Here is a 19,301-nt window from a genome sequence, read left to right as displayed (position 1 = left end):
TTGCTTCGCCTGTTCGAGCATAGCTCTCGAGTCAAGTTGTTGGAATCTGAAAACTCGAATTGTTATATTATTGTTTTGTTTTTGTTTGTTTCAAGTTTCAGGTTTCACGTTCCAACAACTTGAAACTTGAAACAAAGAAAACCTGAAACAAAACTCCTACTGTCCGTAATACGAATCTTTTCCGTGCTTACGGTTATAATGTTTCTTTATTAATGAATCTTTTAATCTTGGTGCGTTTGGATTTATTTGTAAAGTCAGGTACGCCATTTCGGCAACTACTTCTAAAACTTTACTATTGTAAACCGCTTTTGCTGCATTTTTCCCCCAGGCAAACGGACCGTGATTTCCAATTAAAATCATTTCTACTTCTTCGTATGAAAGATTTTTTTCTTTGAAACAATCCAGAATCTGAATTCCCGTATTGTGCTCATAGTTTCCTTCAATTAAAGAATCTGCCATTGGCGGTGCGCACGGAATATCGGCAGTTAAATGATCTGCATGCGTTGTTCCGAAAATTGGAATATCTTGCTGCGATTGTGCCCAAGCCACAGAATAGGTTGCGTGTGTATGCGCAACGCCTCCAATATTTGGCCAATTTTTGTATAAATAAGCATGCGTTTTTGTGTCAGATGATGGACGCATTGTACCTTCAATAACATTATTATCAAAATCGACAATTACGATATCTTCAGGTTTTAAATCTTCGTAAGGAACACCGCTTGGCTTAATGGCAAAAACACCATTTTTTCTGTCCACGGCACTTACATTTCCGAATGTATACACCACCAAATTCAATGCATTTAACTGCATATTGGCTTCGTAACATTCTTGTTTTAAATCTTTATATTGAGAGCTCATGTTTCGATATTTTAAGGTTTGGATCTGCAAAAGCACTTAATTTTTCATATCCTAAAAGAAGCTTATGATACGCTTCAACTTTATCTGTCTCAGGGAAATATTCTCCATCAAAATCACTTCCGATTTTTTGGCTTGCTTCGATTACGTTTGGATAAATTCCTGCTGCAACCGCCGCGTAAATTGCCGCACCTAAAGCAGGAGTTTGGTCCGAAGCCGCAATTTTAATTGGCTTGTTTAAAACGTTAGCCAAAGTCTGCATAATGAAAGGAGATTTTCTCGCCACACCACCAATTCCGATTACGCTGTCGATTTTTACACCTTCTTCCTCAAAACGGTCTACAATTTTCTTCGCTCCGAAACAAATTGCGTTTACTAAAGCTTTAAAAATATGAGGCGCCTTTGTCCCTAAAGAAAGATTCGAAATCGCGCTTTTTAATTCCTGATTTGCATCTGGAGTTCTTCTTCCATTAATCCAGTCTAAAGCAATTGGGAGACTTTCTGAAACTGGAATTTTCTCTGCCTCTTTCGTCAATTCCACAATTAATTTATCGCTGAACTCTTCTCTTAGTTGTTCTTTTTGAGTTTCATTTAAAAGTGACGTAGCACCTAATAAATGTTCTGTTGGCCACATTAAAAGTTCTTTGTACCAAGCCAATAAATCGCCAAAAGCAGATTGTCCTGCTTCTAAACCAATAAATCCTGGAATAACAGAACCATCAACTTGACCGCAGATTCCGCGAACGGTTTTTGTTCCAACCTCATCATAAGAACCAACAAGGATATCACAAGTTGAAGTTCCCATTACACGAACCAAAGTATTTTCTTCGATTTTAGCTCCAACTGCTCCAGAATGCGCATCGAAAGTTCCAACAGCTACAACTGTTTCTGTGGAAAGTCCTAAACGGTCTGCCCATTCTTGGCTTAATTTTCCAGCAACTAAATCTGAAGTATAGGTTTCATCATATAAATTACCACGAAGCTGTGCTAAATACGGATGTAATTTTTCTAAGAACTCAACTGGCGGTAATCCGTTCCAGTCTGTGTGCCACATCGCTTTGTGACCTGCTGCACAACGGCTTCTTTTAAAGGTTTTTAAATCTTTATCTTCAATTAATAAATATGTCATTAAATCGCAATGCTCCATCCAAGTGTGCGCCGCATTTCTAACGGCTTCGTCTTGTGTTGCGATATGAAGAATTTTTGCCCAAAACCATTCAGATGAATAAATTCCTCCAACATATTTGGTAACATCTTCTCCGCCCCAGCTAACTGCTAGTTCGTTGATTTCGTTTGCTTCATTAATTGATGTATGATCTTTCCATAAAACCATCATTGCATTTGGATTCTCTTCAAAACCTTTTGTCAATGCTAATGGCGTTCCGTCTTTTGTAACTGGAACCGGAGAAGATCCAGTTGTATCGATACAAATTCCTTTTACTAATGAAGGATCTACTTTACTTTCTTTAACAACATTCTGAATTGTAATTTCCAATCCTTCAATATGATCCAAAGGATGCTGACGAAATTGATTTATAGAAGCGTCACAATATTGTTTGTTTTTCCATCTTTTGTAATGAGAAACATTGGATGCCAATTCTTGTCCATTTTCAGCGTCTATCAGCACCGCGCGAACAGAATCTGTTCCGTAGTCCAATCCTATTACATAATTTTTCATTCTATTTTATTTTTAAAATATTGACAAATATAGATATAATTATTTTATAAGTGTATAAAAAACACTTAACTTAAATTCCATGATTCATTTTTGCTATAAATGCATAAAAACAGCATTTTAGCCCCTTTTCAAAAAATAAATGTTAACAATACATTTATAACGTTGCGATTATTTCAACTAAAATTCATAAAGTCGCATCTACACGAAAAATTTTTAATGTATTTAAATGTTATTTTCCCTCTAAAACCAATACCGAAAATGGCGGAATTGTAATTTCTAACTTTCCTTTTTTGTTTTCAAAACCTTTAAAAGCAACTGGAACAATTTTATTTGGATTCTCGAAAGAGTTATAATCTTGAAGTTTTGAAGCCGTAATTATACTTGCGGTATAGTTTTTAGCGCCAAGCGAGGCCACATCAATTTCGACTTTATTTTTATTTACGGCATCAACATTTACTAATGAAATATGAACCAATCCGCTTGCATCTTTTGAAGCAGAAACCGATACCGCTGGTATACTCTGGCCTTCAAAAACATATGAAGGTGATTTAAAATCTATTGGCAATAATTTCGCGTCTTGGTGCACGCTATACATTTTCATTACATGATAGGTTGGCGTTGTAATCATTTTGGCTTTGTCTGTTAAGATTACGGCCTGAAGCACATTAACGCATTGTGCTAGATTTGCCATACGAACACGATCTGCATGATTGTTGAAAATATTTAAAGTCGCACCCGCCAAAACTGCATCGCGCATAGTATTCTGCTGATATAAAAAACCAGGATTTGTCCCTTTTTGCACATCATACCAGCCGCCCCACTCATCTACAATCATAGCAACTTTTTTTTCTGGATCGTATTTATCCATAACAGCAGCATGTTTGGTCACTAATTCCTCCATTTTTAAGGCCGACTGCATGGTCAAGAAATACTCTTTTTCAGTAAAATCAACATCAGAGCCTTTTTTATTCCAATTGATTACGGCATAATGATGAACGCCAACACCACCAAGCATGCTTAACGGAATGTTTTTCATTAAAACTTCTGTCCAATTGTAATCAGAACTGTTTGCTCCAGACGCAATTCTTGTAATTCCACCTGTATTTCCCCAATCAGACATAAAAGTGGCAAACTTTTTATATTCGTTTGCATAATAATCTGCCGTCATATTACCGCCGCAACCCCAAGCTTCATTTCCAATTCCCCAATATTTCACCTTCCATGGCTCTGTTCTACCGTTTTTTTTACGCAAATCACTCATTGGACTTTTCCCTGCGAAATTTGTGTACTGAACCCAATCGGCTAGTTCTTGAACGGTTCCGCTTCCAACATTTCCAGACAAATACGGTTCCGCGCCAAGCAATTCACACATATTCAAAAAGTCGTGTGTTCCAAAACTATTATCTTCTGTAACTCCTCCCCACCATTGGTTTACAATTGTCGGACGCTGTTCTTTTGGACCAATTCCGTCTTTCCAATGATACGTATCGGCAAAACATCCGCCCGGCCATCTCAAATTCGGAATTTTTAAATCTTTTAATGCTTTTATAATATCATTACGAACTCCTTTTGTATTTGGAATTTTAGAAGTATCTCCAACAAAAAATCCGCCATAAATACAGTGTCCCAAATGCTCTGCAAAATGACCGTAAATGTTCTTGCTAATAGTCGGTGAATCGCTATTATTTTTTATCGAAATTGTAGTAACCTGAGAAAATGCAAACTGATAAAACAGTGCCATCATCAAAAGGAAAAGTGGTTTTTTCATAATGTGGTTTTTAATAGTAAGTAAGGTTTTCTATAAGGAAATTTGATTTTTTTTAAGGTTAAAAAAAGATTCAAACAATAGTTAAGTGTGTTTTAAACATTTGTAAATGTAGTTAAAAAAATGACTAATAGTCAATTTAACCATAATTAAAAGCATAATTCTAAACAATTCCTTTAAAATAATTAGAAAGCAATATTTAGAAAATCTCTTCTAATAAAAAACTTTGCACTAAATTTGGTCACTTCTAAGCCGAGCAAAATTTTATCCGCAATCCCCCATAATTACCAAACAAAAAACATTTATTTCATAACAAACCATAATTAAGTGTAAATCTTACATTAATAATTATGAAACCTTTTAAGAAGTTTATATATTTACCCATCCAAATTAATTATATATGCTAAATAGTTATAGCTCTGCTGATAAAGTTTTACTGGCGGTAGACTGCATCATTTTCGGATTCGACAATGATGGTCTTAAAATCCTTTTAATTCAAAGAGATTTTGAACCTGAAAAAGGAAAATGGTCCTTGATTGGAGGGTTTTTAAAGCGTGATGAAGTTTTAGATGCTGCCGCAACCAGAATCTTAAATACGTATACGGGTTTGAACGATATTTATATGGAGCAATTGCATGCTTATAGCGAAATTGATCGTGACCCAGTAGATAGAACCATTTCGGTTTCTTATTTTGCTTTAATTAATATCGAAAACCACAATGCTGAATTGATTAAAAATTACCATGCAGAATGGTTTCCAATTAACGACGCTCCAAACTTAATTTTTGACCACAACGAAATGGTTCAAAATGCTATAAAGAGACTTCGTTACAAAACTTCTGTAAAACCAATTGGTTTTGAATTGCTTCCTGAAAAATTCACCATGCGCCAGCTTTTAGAATTATACGAAGCTATTTTAAGCAAAGAATTGGACAAAAGAAATTTCATCAGCAAAATTAATTCGCTTGAGATTTTAAACAAACTTGACGAAAAAGACATGCAATCTTCTCGAAAAGGCTCTTATTTATATACCTTTAATAAGGAGAAATACGAAGAGAAACTGCAAAACAACTTTGCACTTAATTTATAATTAAACTTTTTATTATAAAGAGTTCCTTACTATAAGAGCAGATTTATTTTCGATCTGCTCTTTTATTCCTTTCAGAACCATATCGGCTAGAATTTTTCCCATCAATTCAAAATTGGTCGAAATCGTCGTGATTCCGTTTGCGGCAATTTTTTTCAATGGAGTTTCATTATAAGATATAATACCAAAATCTTCCCCTAATTTTAAGTTTCGACCCATTGCATTTTCTATAACCAAAAGCAAATCTCGGTCATGAGGAATAATATATAAATCTCCAAAAGCAATAGACTGGTTGCTGAAATCTGAGATAATTTCATAATCGAAACTATAAGCTTGGCAAAATGATTCAAAACCTAATTTCATTCCAGCAGGTTCTCTAAAACCAGGGAAAATCAGGATCAGTTTCTTATATTTTGACAATCGGGATTTGCCTTTCATTAAGCCTTCGTAAATATCTTTTTGATGGTTTTGATAAATCGCTGGAAACATTTTTAACTCTGGATTAGTCTGATCCAAGATAATTACGTCGCTTACTGGTAGGGTTTTTATCGAATCGACGATATCGTTTAAGTTCGTCGGCATGATTATATATTTTGTATAATTTCCGTTGCTGTCATTTATCAGTTTTTTAAAAACTTGAACATTAAAATGATGAAAGAAAATATCGACCTGAACATTTTTTCCAATGTTTTTTAAAAACGAATTATAAATATCTTCTTTAAAAATATTCAACTCATCAAAAAGTAAAAAAATCTTCTGAGTTATAGTGATTTCAACACTTTTAACATAATAACCCTTGCCCGGAATAGCATAAATAATCCCTCTTTTCTTCAATTCATCATAAGCCAATAAGACCGTATCTCGAGATAAAGAAAAGGCTAGGCAAACTTTATTGACTGACGGAAGTCGATCACCTTTAATTAAATTTCCCTCTTCAATCGCTTTTTCGATTGAAAGAATTATCTGCCTATATTTTGGCAACCCAATATTATTTTGAATTGAAATCATGATTATGATAAAGTCATTTTGACTATTATAATTAAAAACTGGTAGGTACTGGTATGCAAATATAGAAAATGTTTCTATTTTTGGATTTCATTTTTGCTAAAAATTATATGGAAATAAAACACATATCGCATTTAAAAGAGACTCACAATTGCAAATTGTTTGGTTTAATGCCCAATAAGGAAGAAATTTATTCTTTTGATTTAGTTAATAAAAATGGAATGAAAGTTCAAGTCATCAATTATGGCGCAACGGTAACTTCGATCCAAATTCCAGTAGACGGAAAGTTAATCGATGTTGTATTAGGGTTTGATAATTTAGAATCGTATTTAGAATCCTATAATTTACCAAGCGCTCCATATTTCGGAACCACAGTTGGCCGTTATGCCGGTCGTATTCATAATGCTACTTTCAGTCTTGACGATAAAAAGTTTCAGCTAGACGGAAACAATAACGGCAACACACTTCACGGAGGAGTAATGGGATTTGGAAGAAAAGCATGGAGTGTTGTTAATGCAACTTCTGACGAAAATCCGTCAATTACTTTTGGTCTTTTGAGTGCACATTTAGACGAAAATTTTCCTGGCGAAATGACGGTTTATTTGACTTATACGTTAACTGAAGAAAATGAATTAAAATTAGAATATAAAGCAACCTCAACAGAAGATACAGTTATCAATTTGACTCATCACAGCTATTTTAACCTTGATGGACACGATGGAAATGTGTTGGAACAGCAGATGTTTATCAAATCGGCTAAAATGCTGGAAACAAATCCAGACAATATTCCAACCGGAAATTATACCGATTTGACCAATCATGATTTTGATTTTAGAACACCTAAAAGCTGTCCGTTTCCAATTGACAATTCTTTTGTGGTAAATTCTAAAACTGAAATTGTAGCACAGTTAATCAGTTTGAAAAATAAATTGAGAATGAATGTTTACACCGATCAGCCAAGCGTACATATATATGTTGGCGGAAATTGTTTCGGAAAATTAAAGGGAAAAGAAAATATAGATTACAATGCTCAAAGCGGTATTTGTTTTGAAACACAGAATTTCCCAGACGCTCCAAATCAAAACCATTTTCCAAATGCTATATTAAGAAAAGGAGAAGAATACACGCAAAAAACGCTCTACAAATTTGAACCCTTAAACTAACTATACAATACCACAATTACGCAACTATAATGAATGATATTTTAATACAAAATACCGTTGCTTTTTTTGAGAAATCTTTCGGATCTACTCCTCAGAAAACGGTACTTTCTCCAGGCAGAATCAACATCATTGGAGAGCATATTGACTACAATGACGGTTATGTTTTACCTGCTGCAATTGACAAAGTGATTTGCTTTGCTTTTGAAAAAAACAACACTAAAACTTCCAAAATAATCGCTATCGATTTAAACGAAGAATTTGAAATCGATTTGACTCAAGAAGTAAAACTGAGCGATGTGGTTTGGACAAATTATATTCGAGGCGTTATCAAACAATTGCAAGACAACGGATTTTCCTTTGATGGTTTCAACTGTGTTTTCAGCAGTAATATTCCGGTTGGTTCTGGATTATCTTCTTCGGCGGCTTTAGAATGCGGAATGCTTTTCGGAATTAAATCTCTTTTTGATTTAAAAATTGAGAAAAAAGACATTTCGTTATTAGGACAAAAAGCAGAGCACTGGGTTGGTATCAACTGCGGAATTATGGATCAATTTTCAAGTGTTCATGGTCTTGAAAACAAAGTAATTCAACTAGACTGCAATACTTTAGATTTTGAATATCATAATGCCGACTTTAAAGATTATTCTCTGATTTTATTTGATTCTAATGTAAAGCACTCTCTTTTTACATCAGAATATAATACCAGAAGAATCGAATGTGAAGAAGGTTTGTCAATTATAAAAAACCATTTTCCAGAAGTAAAAACTTTTAGAACCGCTACAGAAGAACAGGTTTTGAGCCTTAAAGATAAAATGACTGAAAAAGTCTTCAGCAGAGTTCATTTTGTGGTAAAAGAAATCAATCGTGTTATCAAAGCGTGCGAAGCTTTAGATCAAGGAAATATTGAACAGTTAGGAAAATTACTTTTTGAAACTCATTACGGATTATCAAAAGAATATGAAGTAAGCTGCGAAGAATTAGACATGCTTGTTGATACCGCAATAGAAGACGATGCCATTATTGGTTCTCGACTTATGGGAGGCGGTTTTGGCGGTTGCACCATCAATTTAGTTAAAAAAGGACATGAAAATGAGGTTAAGCGTAAGTTTTCGAAGCTTTATTTAGATACATTTGGAATTGAATTAAAATTCTATGATGTAAAAATCTCTAACGGAACAACGCTACTTTAAAACCACACACAGTACAATGAAAAATTTTGACATTAACGAAGATCCGCACAGACGCTTCAATCCATTAATTAACGAATGGGTATTGGTTTCTCCTCATCGTGCAAAACGCCCTTGGCAAGGACAAAATGAAACTATTTCTACAGAAGCACTTCCTAAATACGACCCAACTTGTTATTTGTGTCCTGGAAATGTTCGTGCCAATGGAGTGAATAACCCACAATACGAAAGCAGTTTTGTTTTTGAAAATGATTTTGCTGCCATGAAGCAGGACGAAATTATTTTTGAAGATGATATTAAACATACCTTCTTTAAAGCAAAACCAGAGCAAGGAATTTCGAGAGTAGTATGTTTTTCACCAAGACACGATTTGACTTTGCCAGAAATGGAAATTGCTGATATTGAAAACATCATCAAAACCTGGCAGAAAGAATATACCGATTTAGGAAACATCAAATACATTAACCACGTTCAGATTTTTGAGAATAAAGGAAGTGTAATGGGCTGTAGCAATCCGCACCCGCACGGGCAAATTTGGGCGCAGTCTTCATTACCGACTCAGGTTGAAAAAACACAAAACAGCTTAAAATCATATTACGATAAAAACGAAAGAACATTATTGGAAGATTATGTTAAAGCTGAATTGAAAGCTGGCGAACGTATCGTAATCGAGAATGATCATTTTGTTGCACTAGTTCCGTTTTGGGCAATCTGGCCATACGAAACGATGATTGTAAGCAAAAGAGCCGTAAACAAAATCACCAGTTTTACTGCCGAAGAAAGCACCGCTTTCGCGAAAATTTTAAAACAGTTAACAACGAAGTACGACAATTTGTTTAATACTTCATTTCCATATTCTTCAGGAATTCACCAATCGCCAACAGATGGTTTACTGCATCCAGAATGGCATTTCCACATGCATTTTTATCCGCCGTTGTTAAGATCTGCAACTGTAAAGAAATTTATGGTAGGATACGAAATGTTGGGCGAATCGCAACGTGATATTACACCTGAAAAAAGTGCCGAAATTTTAAGACAGCTTTCAGATGTACATTACAAAAGTCTAGTAAAAGCCCAATAACTTGTTTTTGAATAAAGCTTAAAACTAAAAAAATTTAACACAATTTCAATCAGATAAATGTAAAAAACACATTTACTGATGGTTGATTTATAAATTTTTATTTTACATTTGGCTTCTGCTTTTTTTTCGCAAAAAAATAACAGAAATAAAACACATCTTGCATATTTAACAAGATTACACAACACAAAACTGATTTAGAACCAAATAAACAAACAACCCTATAATAATTTTTTAAAATACTACTAACAATGAACCAAAACCTCGCTTTCGCAGATTATGCGGTTTTTATTATTTATTTTATCGTAGTCTCGGTCTACGGTTACACCGTTTATCGCAAACGTAAACAAGACGAACAAGATGCTAAAGCTTACTTTTTGGCTGAAGGAAATTTAACTTGGTGGGCAATTGGAGCTTCTCTTATTGCTTCTAATATCTCTGCAGAACAATTCATAGGAATGAGTGGTGAAGGTTTCTTTTTAGGAATCGCAGTTGCTGCTTACGAATGGCTTGCTGCTGTAGCCCTTATTATCGTGGCTGTATGGTTTATTCCTGTATATCTTAAAAACAAGATCTACACGATGCCACAGTTCTTAAAAACGCGTTACAACGAGTCTACTGCTTTGATTATGGCTGTTTTCTGGCTATTTTTATATGTTTTTGTAAACTTGACTTCTATTCTATATTTGGGAGCTGTTGCTATTAACGGTCTTGCAGGAGGAGAATACCTTCACGCTATTATGATCGGATTAGCTGTTTTTGCTTTATTTATTTCTCTTGGAGGAATGAAAGTTGTGGCTTATACAGACGTTATTCAGGTTGCCGTATTAATCATTGGAGGTTTGGTGACTTCTTATATTGCTCTAACAACTGTTGGACAGTATTTTGGAGTGGGTGAAAATGCAATCGCTGGTTTCAAAGTTTTAATGAGAGAAGCTCCTGAGCATTTCAAAATGATTATCCCAAAACCGACTGCTACATCTTCTCAGTTAGAAATCGATAAATATTTAACTTTCCCTGGATTGTTGTCTTACGCTGCTGGTATCTGGATCATTAACTTAAACTATTGGGGATGTAACCAATACATTACACAAAGAGCACTTGGAGCAGATTTACAAACAGCTCGTACAGGAATCTTGTTTGCTGGTATGTTAAAATTATTAATGCCTCTTATCGTAATGCTTCCTGGTATTGCTGCTTATGTTTTATACACAAACGGACATTTGCCTCAATTGGTTGGAGGAAAAGACGGAGCTTACTCTGCTGTTTTAACCTTCCTTCCAACTGGATTAAAAGGACTTTCTGTTGCTGCCTTAACAGCTGCGATCGTAGCGTCTTTAGCTGGAAAAGTAAACAGTATTTCTACAATCTATACATTAGATATTCATAAAAAATACATTCAAAAAGAAGCTGGTGAAAAGCAACAGGTAAATATCGGACGTCTTGCCGTTTTTGCTGCAATGCTTTTAGCTGTTTTATTTACTTGGAATGACGTTTTAGGAATTGGTGGTGTTGGTGGATTTACCTATATCCAAAAATACACTGGATTCATCAGCCCTGGAGTTTTTGCTATGTTCTTCTTAGGTATGTTCTGGAAAAGAACTACTGGAACAGCGGCAATCGTGGGAGTAATTTTAGGATTCTTATTATCTGTTTTATTCAACGAATACGCTCCAGCTTTATTTGGAAACGATACACTTTTATACACAGCATACTCTAATGGAAAAGGAGCTTTCGAAATTCCGTTCCACATCTGTATGGGATTATCATTCTTATTTACAATGATTGCCATGATTCTAATAAGTTTCGCTGGACCAAAAGTAAACCCTAAAGCATTCGAGACAGAACCTGGAATGTTTAAAGTTAAACCGCAAACAACAGTCTTAATTGTAATTACATTATTGATTATTGTTGCGCTTTATGTTAAGTTCTGGTAATAAATTATCAGTTCTATTCTCTCTATTTTTACAGCTGTTGTTTGTCATGAACAACAGCTGTAAATTTTTAAAAAAGTTTTAAAATAGAAATAAAAGCTACGGACTAAAATGATTCGCTTTATTTTGTCACACTGAGCGAAGTCGAAGGGCGTTCCAATTGGAATCGGGCTTCGACTTCGCTCAGCCTGACAAAACAGGATTTAAAAAATCCTTTTAATCTTTATAATCTGTGGCAAAAAATATTAAACAGAATTTAAATTATAATATATTAATATCATGCAGTTATCATTAACCCAAAAAATCATTATCGTTACTGGAGGCGCAAAAGGAATCGGTTTAGGAATCGTTAAGGTTTTAGCCGAAGAAAATGCCATTCCGTTTATCGTTGGTCGTAACGAAAATGACAACATCAAAGCCGTAGAAGAATTAAAAGCCATTGGAAAAGAAGCGCATCAAGTTGCCGCCGATTTAACAAAACCTGAAGACTGCAAAAAAGCCGTTGAAGCCGTAATCTCCAAATTCGGTAGAATTGATGGATTAGTAAACAATGCTGGAGTTAATGATGGCGTTGGATTAGAAAATGGAAATTATGAAGATTTCGCTGCTTCACTTCACAAAAATCTAGTGCACTATTATTTAATGGCACAGCATGCACTTCCTTATTTGAAAGAATCGAAAGGAGCAATTGTAAATATTGGTTCTAAAACTGCCGAAACTGGTCAAGGTGGAACCTCAGCTTATGCCGCTTCAAACGGAGGTAGAAACGCTTTAACAAGAGAATGGGCAGTTGAATTGCTAAAATATAGCATTCGTGTAAACGCCGTAATCGTGGCTGAATGTTACACGCCGCTTTACGAAACATGGATTAATACTTTTGAAAATAAAGAAGAAAAATTAGCGGCAATCACTAAAAATATTCCGTTAGAAAACAGAATGACAACCGCGGAAGAAATTGCTAATATGGTGGTTTTCTTATTGTCTGAAAAATCAAGCCATACAACAGGACAGATTATTTATGTTGATGGTGGTTACACACATTTAGATCGTTCTATTTAATTTTTTTTGCCACAGATTATAAAGATTAAAAGGATTTTCAAATCCAGTTTTGTCAGGCCGAGCGAAGTCGAAGCCCACGCCCAATTGGAACGCCCTTCGACTTCGCTCAGGGTGACAAACTAAAGGGAATCCTTTTAATCTTTAATCCCGATAGCTATCGGGAGTGGCAAAACTAACCTTCGCATTATTCTTAAAATCAGAAGGCGTAATTCCTTTAACTTTTTTGAAAAGCTTATTAAAGTTTGAAGCTGTTTTATAACCGCATTCATAAGCAATCTCAGACATACTTTTATCGGTTTCCAGCAACAATTTACAGGCATTCGAAATTCGGATTTCGTGCAGATAATCCACAAAATTCTTTTTCGTTTTTACCCTGAACATTCTACAGAAAGACGTTTTTGTCATATTTGCGACAGCCGCAATTTCTTCTAAGGAAATATTCTTTTTGTAATTTCTATTTACATATTGAAAAACCTCCGAAAGACGATCTACTTTCGAATCTTTATGCATCAAAGAATAAATCTCGTCATTGATATAAATCGTATCCTGACTTTCAGAAAGAATAGATAAAATCTCAAAAAGTCCGACAATTACTTCGAAGTCTTTTTTAGAAACTAATTTTTCCAGTTTTTTAGCAATCTGCTTATTGGTTTTTCCGATAATCGAAATTCCTTTTCCTGCCTGAAGAAAAAGTTCGTTGATTTTTTGAGTTTCTTTTAATTCGTAAAAAGTAGGTCCGAAAATATCTTTATGAAAATATACGACAATCGAATTGGCTCTTAAATCTTCAATTCCCTGATAATATTTCTCATCATTCAGCCAAACGTGTGGAATATCAGAACCTAAAAAAACCATATCGCCAGGCGCAAAAGGCATTACCGAATTTCCTATAATTCGTTTGCCGTAACTCTCTTTTACATACACCAACTCCAATTCGGGATGTGAATGAAAGGGCGCTTGAAAAAAAGGTTCAATACGATTGAGCACCGAAACTTTTGTATTGAGATAAGACGCTATTTTGGTTTGTTCCAATTTCATACTGCAAAGATAATTAAAGATTAGATACGGATAATATTAGACTATTAACCAATGTGTAAAAAAGCTAATTTTATTTTCCGTTAACTGCCCGAATTCTATACAAAATCAAAGGATTAAATTGTTTTAAAACGAAAGTGGTGACATCAAAAAAAAGAAAAAAACAAACAACACAATGTCTGAGAATAACACAAAAAAACTGGTTGTAAAACTGCATCCAGATGATAATGTATTGGTTGCCTTAAGCGATCTTCAAAAAGGCGAAACCATTCATTTTGAAAACAAAACTTACGTTTTACAAGACCTCATCAAAGCCAAACATAAATTCTACATGCAGGATATGAAGCAGGGAGAAGAAGTAAATATGTATGGTGTTTTGGTTGGGAAAGTGCAAAACGATGTAGCAAAAGGAAGTTTAATGACGACTGAAAACCTTAAACACGCTGCAGATCCGTACGCTTACAGAAACGCTTCTTACGAATGGAATGCACCAGATGTTTCAAAATTCGAAAACAGAACTTTCAAAGGTTACAAAAGAAAAGACGGACGCGTTGGAACTGCTAATTACTGGCTTTTTATCCCGACTGTTTTTTGTGAAAACAGAAATTTAGATGTTATCAAAGAAGCACTTCACAAGCAATTGGGTTATACTGTAACAGACAAATACAACCAATTTACGCACGAATTACTGGAAGGTTATTTGAACGGAAATGACATTAACGATATCAATATTGAATTAAATCCGACGCCAAAAAACAAACGTGTTTTTGAAAATGTAGACGGAATCAAATTCTTAAATCACCAAGGTGGCTGTGGCGGAACTCGTCAAGATGCCTCTACTTTGAGCGCTTTATTGGCTTCTTATGCGAATCATCCAAACGTTGGCGGAATCACGCTTTTAAGTTTAGGATGCCAGCATTTACAAGTTCAGGATTTTGTAAACGATGTAAAAAGACAAAACCCAGATTTCGACAAACCGTTATTTATTTTTGAACAGCAGCAGACAGAAAGCGAAGAAGTTTTGATTACAAATGCTATCAAAAAAACTTTTGAAGGTTTAATCGAAATCAATAAATACGAAAGAACCGATGCGCCTTTAAGCGATTTATGTATTGGCGTAAAATGTGGCGGAAGCGATGGTTTCAGTGGCGTTTCTGCAAATCCTGCTGTAGGTTATACTTCTGATTTAGTCGTAGCTTTAGGCGGAAAAATTCTTTTGGCTGAATTTCCAGAATTATGTGGTGCAGAGCAAAATTTAATTGACAGATGTGTCACAGAAGATAAAGCGAAAAAATTCATAGATTTAATGGAGTCTTATGATGAACTGGCGCATAAAGTGGGTTCTGGTTTTCATATGAATCCTTCTCCGGGAAATATCAAAGACGGATTAATTACCGATGCTATCAAAAGTGCTGGAGCAGCCAAAAAGGGCGGAACTTCTCCTGTTGTTGATGTTTTAGATTATACCGAATTGGTTACAAAACCAGGTTTAAGTTTGGTTTGTACGCCAGGAAATGACGTTGAAGCAACAACTGGAAAAGCGGCTTCTGGAGCAACTTTAATTTTGTTTACAACTGGATTGGGAACTCCAACAGGAAACCCAGTTTGTCCTGTAATTAAAGTGGCAACAAACTCTGTTTTGGCAACGAGAATGAAAGATATTATAGATATTGACTGCGGACCGATCATTAGCGGAGAAAAATCTATTGAAGAAATGGGCGAGGAAATTTTAGAATACTGCATCAAAGCGGCAAGCGGCGAAATTATTCCGAAAGCAGTTCAATTAAACCAAGACGATTTTATTCCGTGGAAACGCGGCGTATCTTTGTAAAAGACTATTAAAAACAACTCATAAAAATTTATATCAAATGTTTTCATTACAAAATAAAAAAGCAATTATCACTGGCGGAGGAAGCGGAATTGGAAGAGCGATTTCGGTATTATTTGCTAAACAAGGAGCTGAAGTTCATATTCTAGAATTGACGGAAGAAAGCGCAAAAGAAACGGTTGAAGAAATTAAATCAAATGGCGGAAATGTTTTTGCTCACGCTTGCGACGTTTCAAACCACGAACAAGTAACTTCAACTTTTCAAAAAATCGGAAATATCAATATTCTAGTAAACAACGCGGGGATTGCTCACGTTGGAAAAGTAGACACAACTTCAGAATCTGATTTTGACAGAATTATGAATGTAAACGTAAAAGGGGTTTACAACTGTCTTCATGCTTCAATTCCGGCGCTGAGAAATTCTGGCGGAGGTGTAATTTTGAACTTAGCTTCAATCGCTTGCTGGGTTGGAATTCCTGATCGTTTTGCATATTCTACAGCAAAAGGAGCGGTTATGGCCATGACTTTATCGGTTGCAAAAGATTATTTGAATGATAAAATCAGATGTAACTCTATTTCTCCTGCGAGAGTTCACACGCCTTTCGTAGACGGATTTATCGCTAAAAATTATCCTGGAAAAGAAGAAGAGATTTTCGAAAAACTATCACAATCACAGCCAATCGGACGTATGGGAAAACCAGACGAAATCGCAACTTTAGCGTTATTCTTATGTAGTGATGAATCTTCTTTCATCACAGGTTCAGATTACCCAATTGATGGTGGATTTATTAAATTAAACAACTAAAAATTATTTAGCCACAGATTTAAAAGATTAAAAGGATTTAAAAAAATCTGCTAGATCTGCTAAATCTGCGAGCAAAAAAATAAAGCCACAGATTTAAAGGATTAAAAAGATTTTTATTTCCTGCTTTTGCCAGGCTGAGCGAAGTCGAAGCCCACGTTCAATTGGAACGCCCTTCGACTTCGCTCAGGGTGACAATCTAAAAGAAATCATTCTAATCCTTTATCCCGATTGCTATCGGGAGTGGCAAAAAAACAATACACATTACTAAAAAATTTAAAATATGAAACTTATTAGATTCGGAGAAGAAGGAAAGGAAAAACCAGGTGTTTTACTAAATGATAAAAGATATGATGTTTCGTCTATCGTTACAGATTACAACGAAGCTTTTTTTGAAAATGACGGTTTAGCGAAATTAGAAGAAGCTTTAAAAAACAATCCAGCATTACCAGAAGTTAGCGATTCAGTTCGTTTAGGTTCACCAGTAGCGCGTCCTTCAAAAATTATCTGCATCGGATTAAATTATGTGGATCACTGCGAAGAAACAGGCGCTGCAATTCCAGAAGAACCAATTATTTTCTTCAAATCTACGACTTCTTTATGCGGACCAAATGACAATTTGATTATTCCAAAAAACAGCGAAAAAACAGACTGGGAAGTAGAATTAGCTTTTGTTGTAGGTAAAAAAGCAAGCTACGTTTCTGAAGAAGATGCGCCAAACTACATTGCAGGATATTGCCTTTTGAATGATTATAGTGAAAGAGCATTCCAAATCGAGCGCGGCGGACAATGGGCAAAAGGAAAAGGTTCTGATACCTTCGCTCCTCTTGGACCAATTATGGCAACTCCAGACGAAGTTGGCGATGTAAATAACTTAAAGATGTGGTTGACTGTAAATGGAAAAACGTTCCAAAACAGTAATACTTCAAACTTGATTTTTAAAATTCCATTTTTAGTACATTATTTAAGCCAATTTATGACCTTGCTTCCAGGCGATGTTATTAGTACAGGAACGCCTCCAGGAGTTGGTTTGGGAATTAAACCAGATCCTATTTACATTAAAGCGGGTGACGTAATCGAATTAGGAATTGAAGGTTTAGGTACAAGCAAACAAACTGCTGTAGCTTACCAAGGATAAATTTTACATTATGGCAACTCAAAAATTCTATCTGGCTTTAGACTTAAAAGATGATGCAGATTTAATTGCAGAATATAAAGAACTACACGAAAATGTTTGGCCAGAAATTAAAAAAAGCATTCAAGATTCTGGAATTGAAGTTCTAGACATTTACTGCACAGGAAACCGATTGTTCATGATCATCGAAGCAGATGCAGATTTTACTTTCGAAAAGAAAGACAAAGCCGATGCCGAAAATGAAAAAGTTCAAGAATGGGAAACTTTAATGTGGAAATTCCAACAAGCTTTACCATGGGCAAAACCAGGACAAAAATGGATTTTAATGGATAAGATTTTTGGATTGTAATCCAAACAAAGCCCTGATTATTCAGGGCTTTGTTCTTTTTGCATATTTAGTAAATACGCCATATTAGCAATTACGTGATCATGTTTTTTGACAAACGAATTTTCTTCGTTCCAAACATAACCTGCTAAAACGGCACATATTTTTTCTTTTACTTCTGGATTCTCTGGCTGGTGGAAAAACAGCGTCTGTAAATTTCCTGTATACCATTCTTGAACATAAGTAGTAAAAACAGCAATTCCACGTTTCATGTATTGCGTGAATTCCACTTCCCAATCAACAGGAATTCCTTTTGATTCTTTTAAGTATAATTTTGCGGCCAGCATTCCAGATTCGGTTGCAAAAGCTACACCTGAAGAGAAAACTGGATCTAAGAATTCAGAACTGTTTCCTGTTAAAGCGAAACCATCGCCATACATTCTTTTTACGGCTCTTGAGTAATTTTCTAATTTAACTGGTTCAAACAAAAACTCTGTTCCAGCAAATCTTTTAATATAATAATCCGATTTCTGAATGGCATTTCGCAAAGCCTCAGCATTATCTTTATTTTCAGAAAGAGAATTGATAAAATCGGTCGGACCAACAACGCCTAAACTTGTATTTCCGTTAGAAAACGGAATTACCCATAGCCAAACTTGAGTTTCCAGAATATCAAATGAAATTTGAGTTCCCTCAACTCCTTCTTCTCTATTAATATCTTTAACATGTGTAAAAATCGAAGAATGCGGATCTAATTTAGACGGAGTATCCAAATCTAAAAGCCTCGGCAAAACGCGTCCGTAGCCGCTAGAGTCGATAATAAATTTAGCGTGAATTTCTTTTAGGTTTCCGTCTTTGTCTTTTACGATAGTTTTTGAATTTTTCCCTTCAAAAGAAACTTCCAAAACTTCAGTTTCAAATTCCAGATCAATTCCTTTTCTAACAATTTCCTGGGCCATTGTATTGTCAAAATCTGCTCTTGGAACTTGCCAAGTCCAATCCCAGCCTTCGCCAAACTTTACGCTAAAATCAAAATTGCAGATTTCTTCTCCTCTGATAAAACGAGCTCCTAATTTCTTTTCGAAGTTCATTGCATCAAGAGCGTCAAACAATTCTGCTTCAGCAAAATGATCCATTACACGCGGAATAAGGCTTTCGCCTACTACAAGTCTCGGAAACTTCGTTTTTTCTACAACCTTAACCTTTACGTTGTTTTTATAAAGATAAGATGCCGAAACACATCCAGATGGTCCTGCACCAATCACTAAAACATCAACAAACTCCTTTGTCATATTAGAATTATTATCATTAATTAACCTACATTTGCCATCATCAAAATAACTACATTTATTTTGATAAATAAAA

At 35.1% G+C, this 19,301-nt stretch carries 16 protein-coding genes; 10 read left to right on the top strand and 6 right to left on the bottom strand.

Annotated features, from left to right (window positions below):
• Nucleotides 1-156: 156 nt before the first annotated feature.
• From OZP10_RS09520 to OZP10_RS09510, 3 genes are all read right to left on the bottom strand, one after another.
• On the bottom strand, nucleotides 157-858 hold the full coding sequence (locus OZP10_RS09520; RefSeq protein ID WP_115887881.1) for an L-ribulose-5-phosphate 4-epimerase: 702 nt from the start codon (nucleotides 856-858) through the stop codon (nucleotides 157-159).
• Nucleotides 842-2,533: a ribulokinase gene (locus tag OZP10_RS09515; RefSeq protein WP_281634446.1), complete on the bottom strand. Its 1,692-nt coding sequence runs from the start codon at nucleotides 2,531-2,533 to the stop codon at nucleotides 842-844. The genes OZP10_RS09520 and OZP10_RS09515 overlap by 17 nt, the downstream gene beginning before the upstream one ends.
• Before the next feature lie 229 nt (nucleotides 2,534-2,762).
• On the bottom strand, nucleotides 2,763-4,301 hold the full coding sequence (locus tag OZP10_RS09510) for an alpha-N-arabinofuranosidase (protein ID WP_281634445.1): 1,539 nt from the start codon (nucleotides 4,299-4,301) through the stop codon (nucleotides 2,763-2,765).
• Nucleotides 4,302-4,698: 397 nt separating this feature from the next.
• Between OZP10_RS09510 and OZP10_RS09505 the strand changes: the two genes are divergently transcribed.
• Nucleotides 4,699-5,388 (top strand): NUDIX hydrolase, encoded by a 690-nt coding sequence (locus OZP10_RS09505; RefSeq protein WP_281634444.1) that lies wholly within the window; start codon nucleotides 4,699-4,701, stop codon nucleotides 5,386-5,388.
• A 12-nt stretch (nucleotides 5,389-5,400) separates the two neighbouring features.
• On the opposite strand, the gene OZP10_RS09500 is transcribed toward OZP10_RS09505, so the two are convergent.
• On the bottom strand, nucleotides 5,401-6,399 hold the full coding sequence (locus OZP10_RS09500) for a GntR family transcriptional regulator (protein WP_281634760.1): 999 nt from the start codon (nucleotides 6,397-6,399) through the stop codon (nucleotides 5,401-5,403).
• A 101-nt stretch (nucleotides 6,400-6,500) separates the two neighbouring features.
• Between OZP10_RS09500 and OZP10_RS09495 the strand changes: the two genes are divergently transcribed.
• From OZP10_RS09495 to OZP10_RS09475, 5 genes are all read left to right on the top strand, one after another.
• Nucleotides 6,501-7,553, top strand: coding sequence for an aldose epimerase family protein (locus tag OZP10_RS09495; RefSeq protein ID WP_281634443.1), 1,053 nt, complete (start codon nucleotides 6,501-6,503; stop codon nucleotides 7,551-7,553).
• A gap of 29 nt (nucleotides 7,554-7,582) precedes the next feature.
• Complete coding sequence (gene galK, locus OZP10_RS09490) at nucleotides 7,583-8,743, top strand: galactokinase (RefSeq protein ID WP_281634442.1); 1,161 nt, start codon at nucleotides 7,583-7,585, stop codon at nucleotides 8,741-8,743.
• A 16-nt stretch (nucleotides 8,744-8,759) separates the two neighbouring features.
• A complete protein-coding gene (locus OZP10_RS09485; protein WP_281634441.1) occupies nucleotides 8,760-9,821 on the top strand; it encodes a UDP-glucose--hexose-1-phosphate uridylyltransferase in 1,062 nt (353 codons plus the stop codon).
• 248 nt (nucleotides 9,822-10,069) lie between these two features.
• A complete protein-coding gene (locus OZP10_RS09480; RefSeq protein WP_281634440.1) occupies nucleotides 10,070-11,755 on the top strand; it encodes a sodium/sugar symporter in 1,686 nt (561 codons plus the stop codon).
• Between the two features lie 276 nt (nucleotides 11,756-12,031).
• Nucleotides 12,032-12,811: an L-fucose dehydrogenase gene (locus OZP10_RS09475; RefSeq protein ID WP_281634439.1), complete on the top strand. Its 780-nt coding sequence runs from the start codon at nucleotides 12,032-12,034 to the stop codon at nucleotides 12,809-12,811.
• A 141-nt stretch (nucleotides 12,812-12,952) separates the two neighbouring features.
• Here OZP10_RS09475 and OZP10_RS09470 read toward each other — a convergent pair whose 3' ends face one another.
• A complete protein-coding gene (locus tag OZP10_RS09470; RefSeq protein WP_281634438.1) occupies nucleotides 12,953-13,849 on the bottom strand; it encodes an AraC family transcriptional regulator in 897 nt (298 codons plus the stop codon).
• A gap of 172 nt (nucleotides 13,850-14,021) precedes the next feature.
• On the opposite strand from OZP10_RS09470, the gene OZP10_RS09465 reads away from it, so the two are divergent.
• From OZP10_RS09465 to OZP10_RS09450, 4 genes are all read left to right on the top strand, one after another.
• On the top strand, nucleotides 14,022-15,677 hold the full coding sequence (locus tag OZP10_RS09465; protein ID WP_281634437.1) for a UxaA family hydrolase: 1,656 nt from the start codon (nucleotides 14,022-14,024) through the stop codon (nucleotides 15,675-15,677).
• Nucleotides 15,678-15,714: 37 nt separating this feature from the next.
• Nucleotides 15,715-16,479 (top strand): SDR family NAD(P)-dependent oxidoreductase, encoded by a 765-nt coding sequence (locus OZP10_RS09460; protein ID WP_281634436.1) that lies wholly within the window; start codon nucleotides 15,715-15,717, stop codon nucleotides 16,477-16,479.
• 280 nt (nucleotides 16,480-16,759) lie between these two features.
• Nucleotides 16,760-17,614 (top strand): fumarylacetoacetate hydrolase family protein, encoded by an 855-nt coding sequence (locus tag OZP10_RS09455; protein ID WP_281634435.1) that lies wholly within the window; start codon nucleotides 16,760-16,762, stop codon nucleotides 17,612-17,614.
• A 10-nt stretch (nucleotides 17,615-17,624) separates the two neighbouring features.
• Nucleotides 17,625-17,960, top strand: coding sequence for an L-rhamnose mutarotase (locus OZP10_RS09450; protein WP_281634434.1), 336 nt, complete (start codon nucleotides 17,625-17,627; stop codon nucleotides 17,958-17,960).
• Nucleotides 17,961-17,977: 17 nt separating this feature from the next.
• On the opposite strand, the gene OZP10_RS09445 is transcribed toward OZP10_RS09450, so the two are convergent.
• Nucleotides 17,978-19,228, bottom strand: a complete 1,251-nt coding sequence (locus tag OZP10_RS09445; RefSeq protein ID WP_281634433.1) for an NAD(P)/FAD-dependent oxidoreductase — start codon at nucleotides 19,226-19,228, stop codon at nucleotides 17,978-17,980.
• Between the last annotated feature and the right edge of the window lie 73 nt (nucleotides 19,229-19,301).

The organism is Flavobacterium luteolum (assembly GCF_027111275.1).
Taxonomy (GTDB): domain Bacteria; phylum Bacteroidota; class Bacteroidia; order Flavobacteriales; family Flavobacteriaceae; genus Flavobacterium; species Flavobacterium luteolum.
The sequence above is the reverse complement of the archived record's forward strand: the minus strand, read 5'-3'. Positions and strand labels throughout refer to the sequence as shown.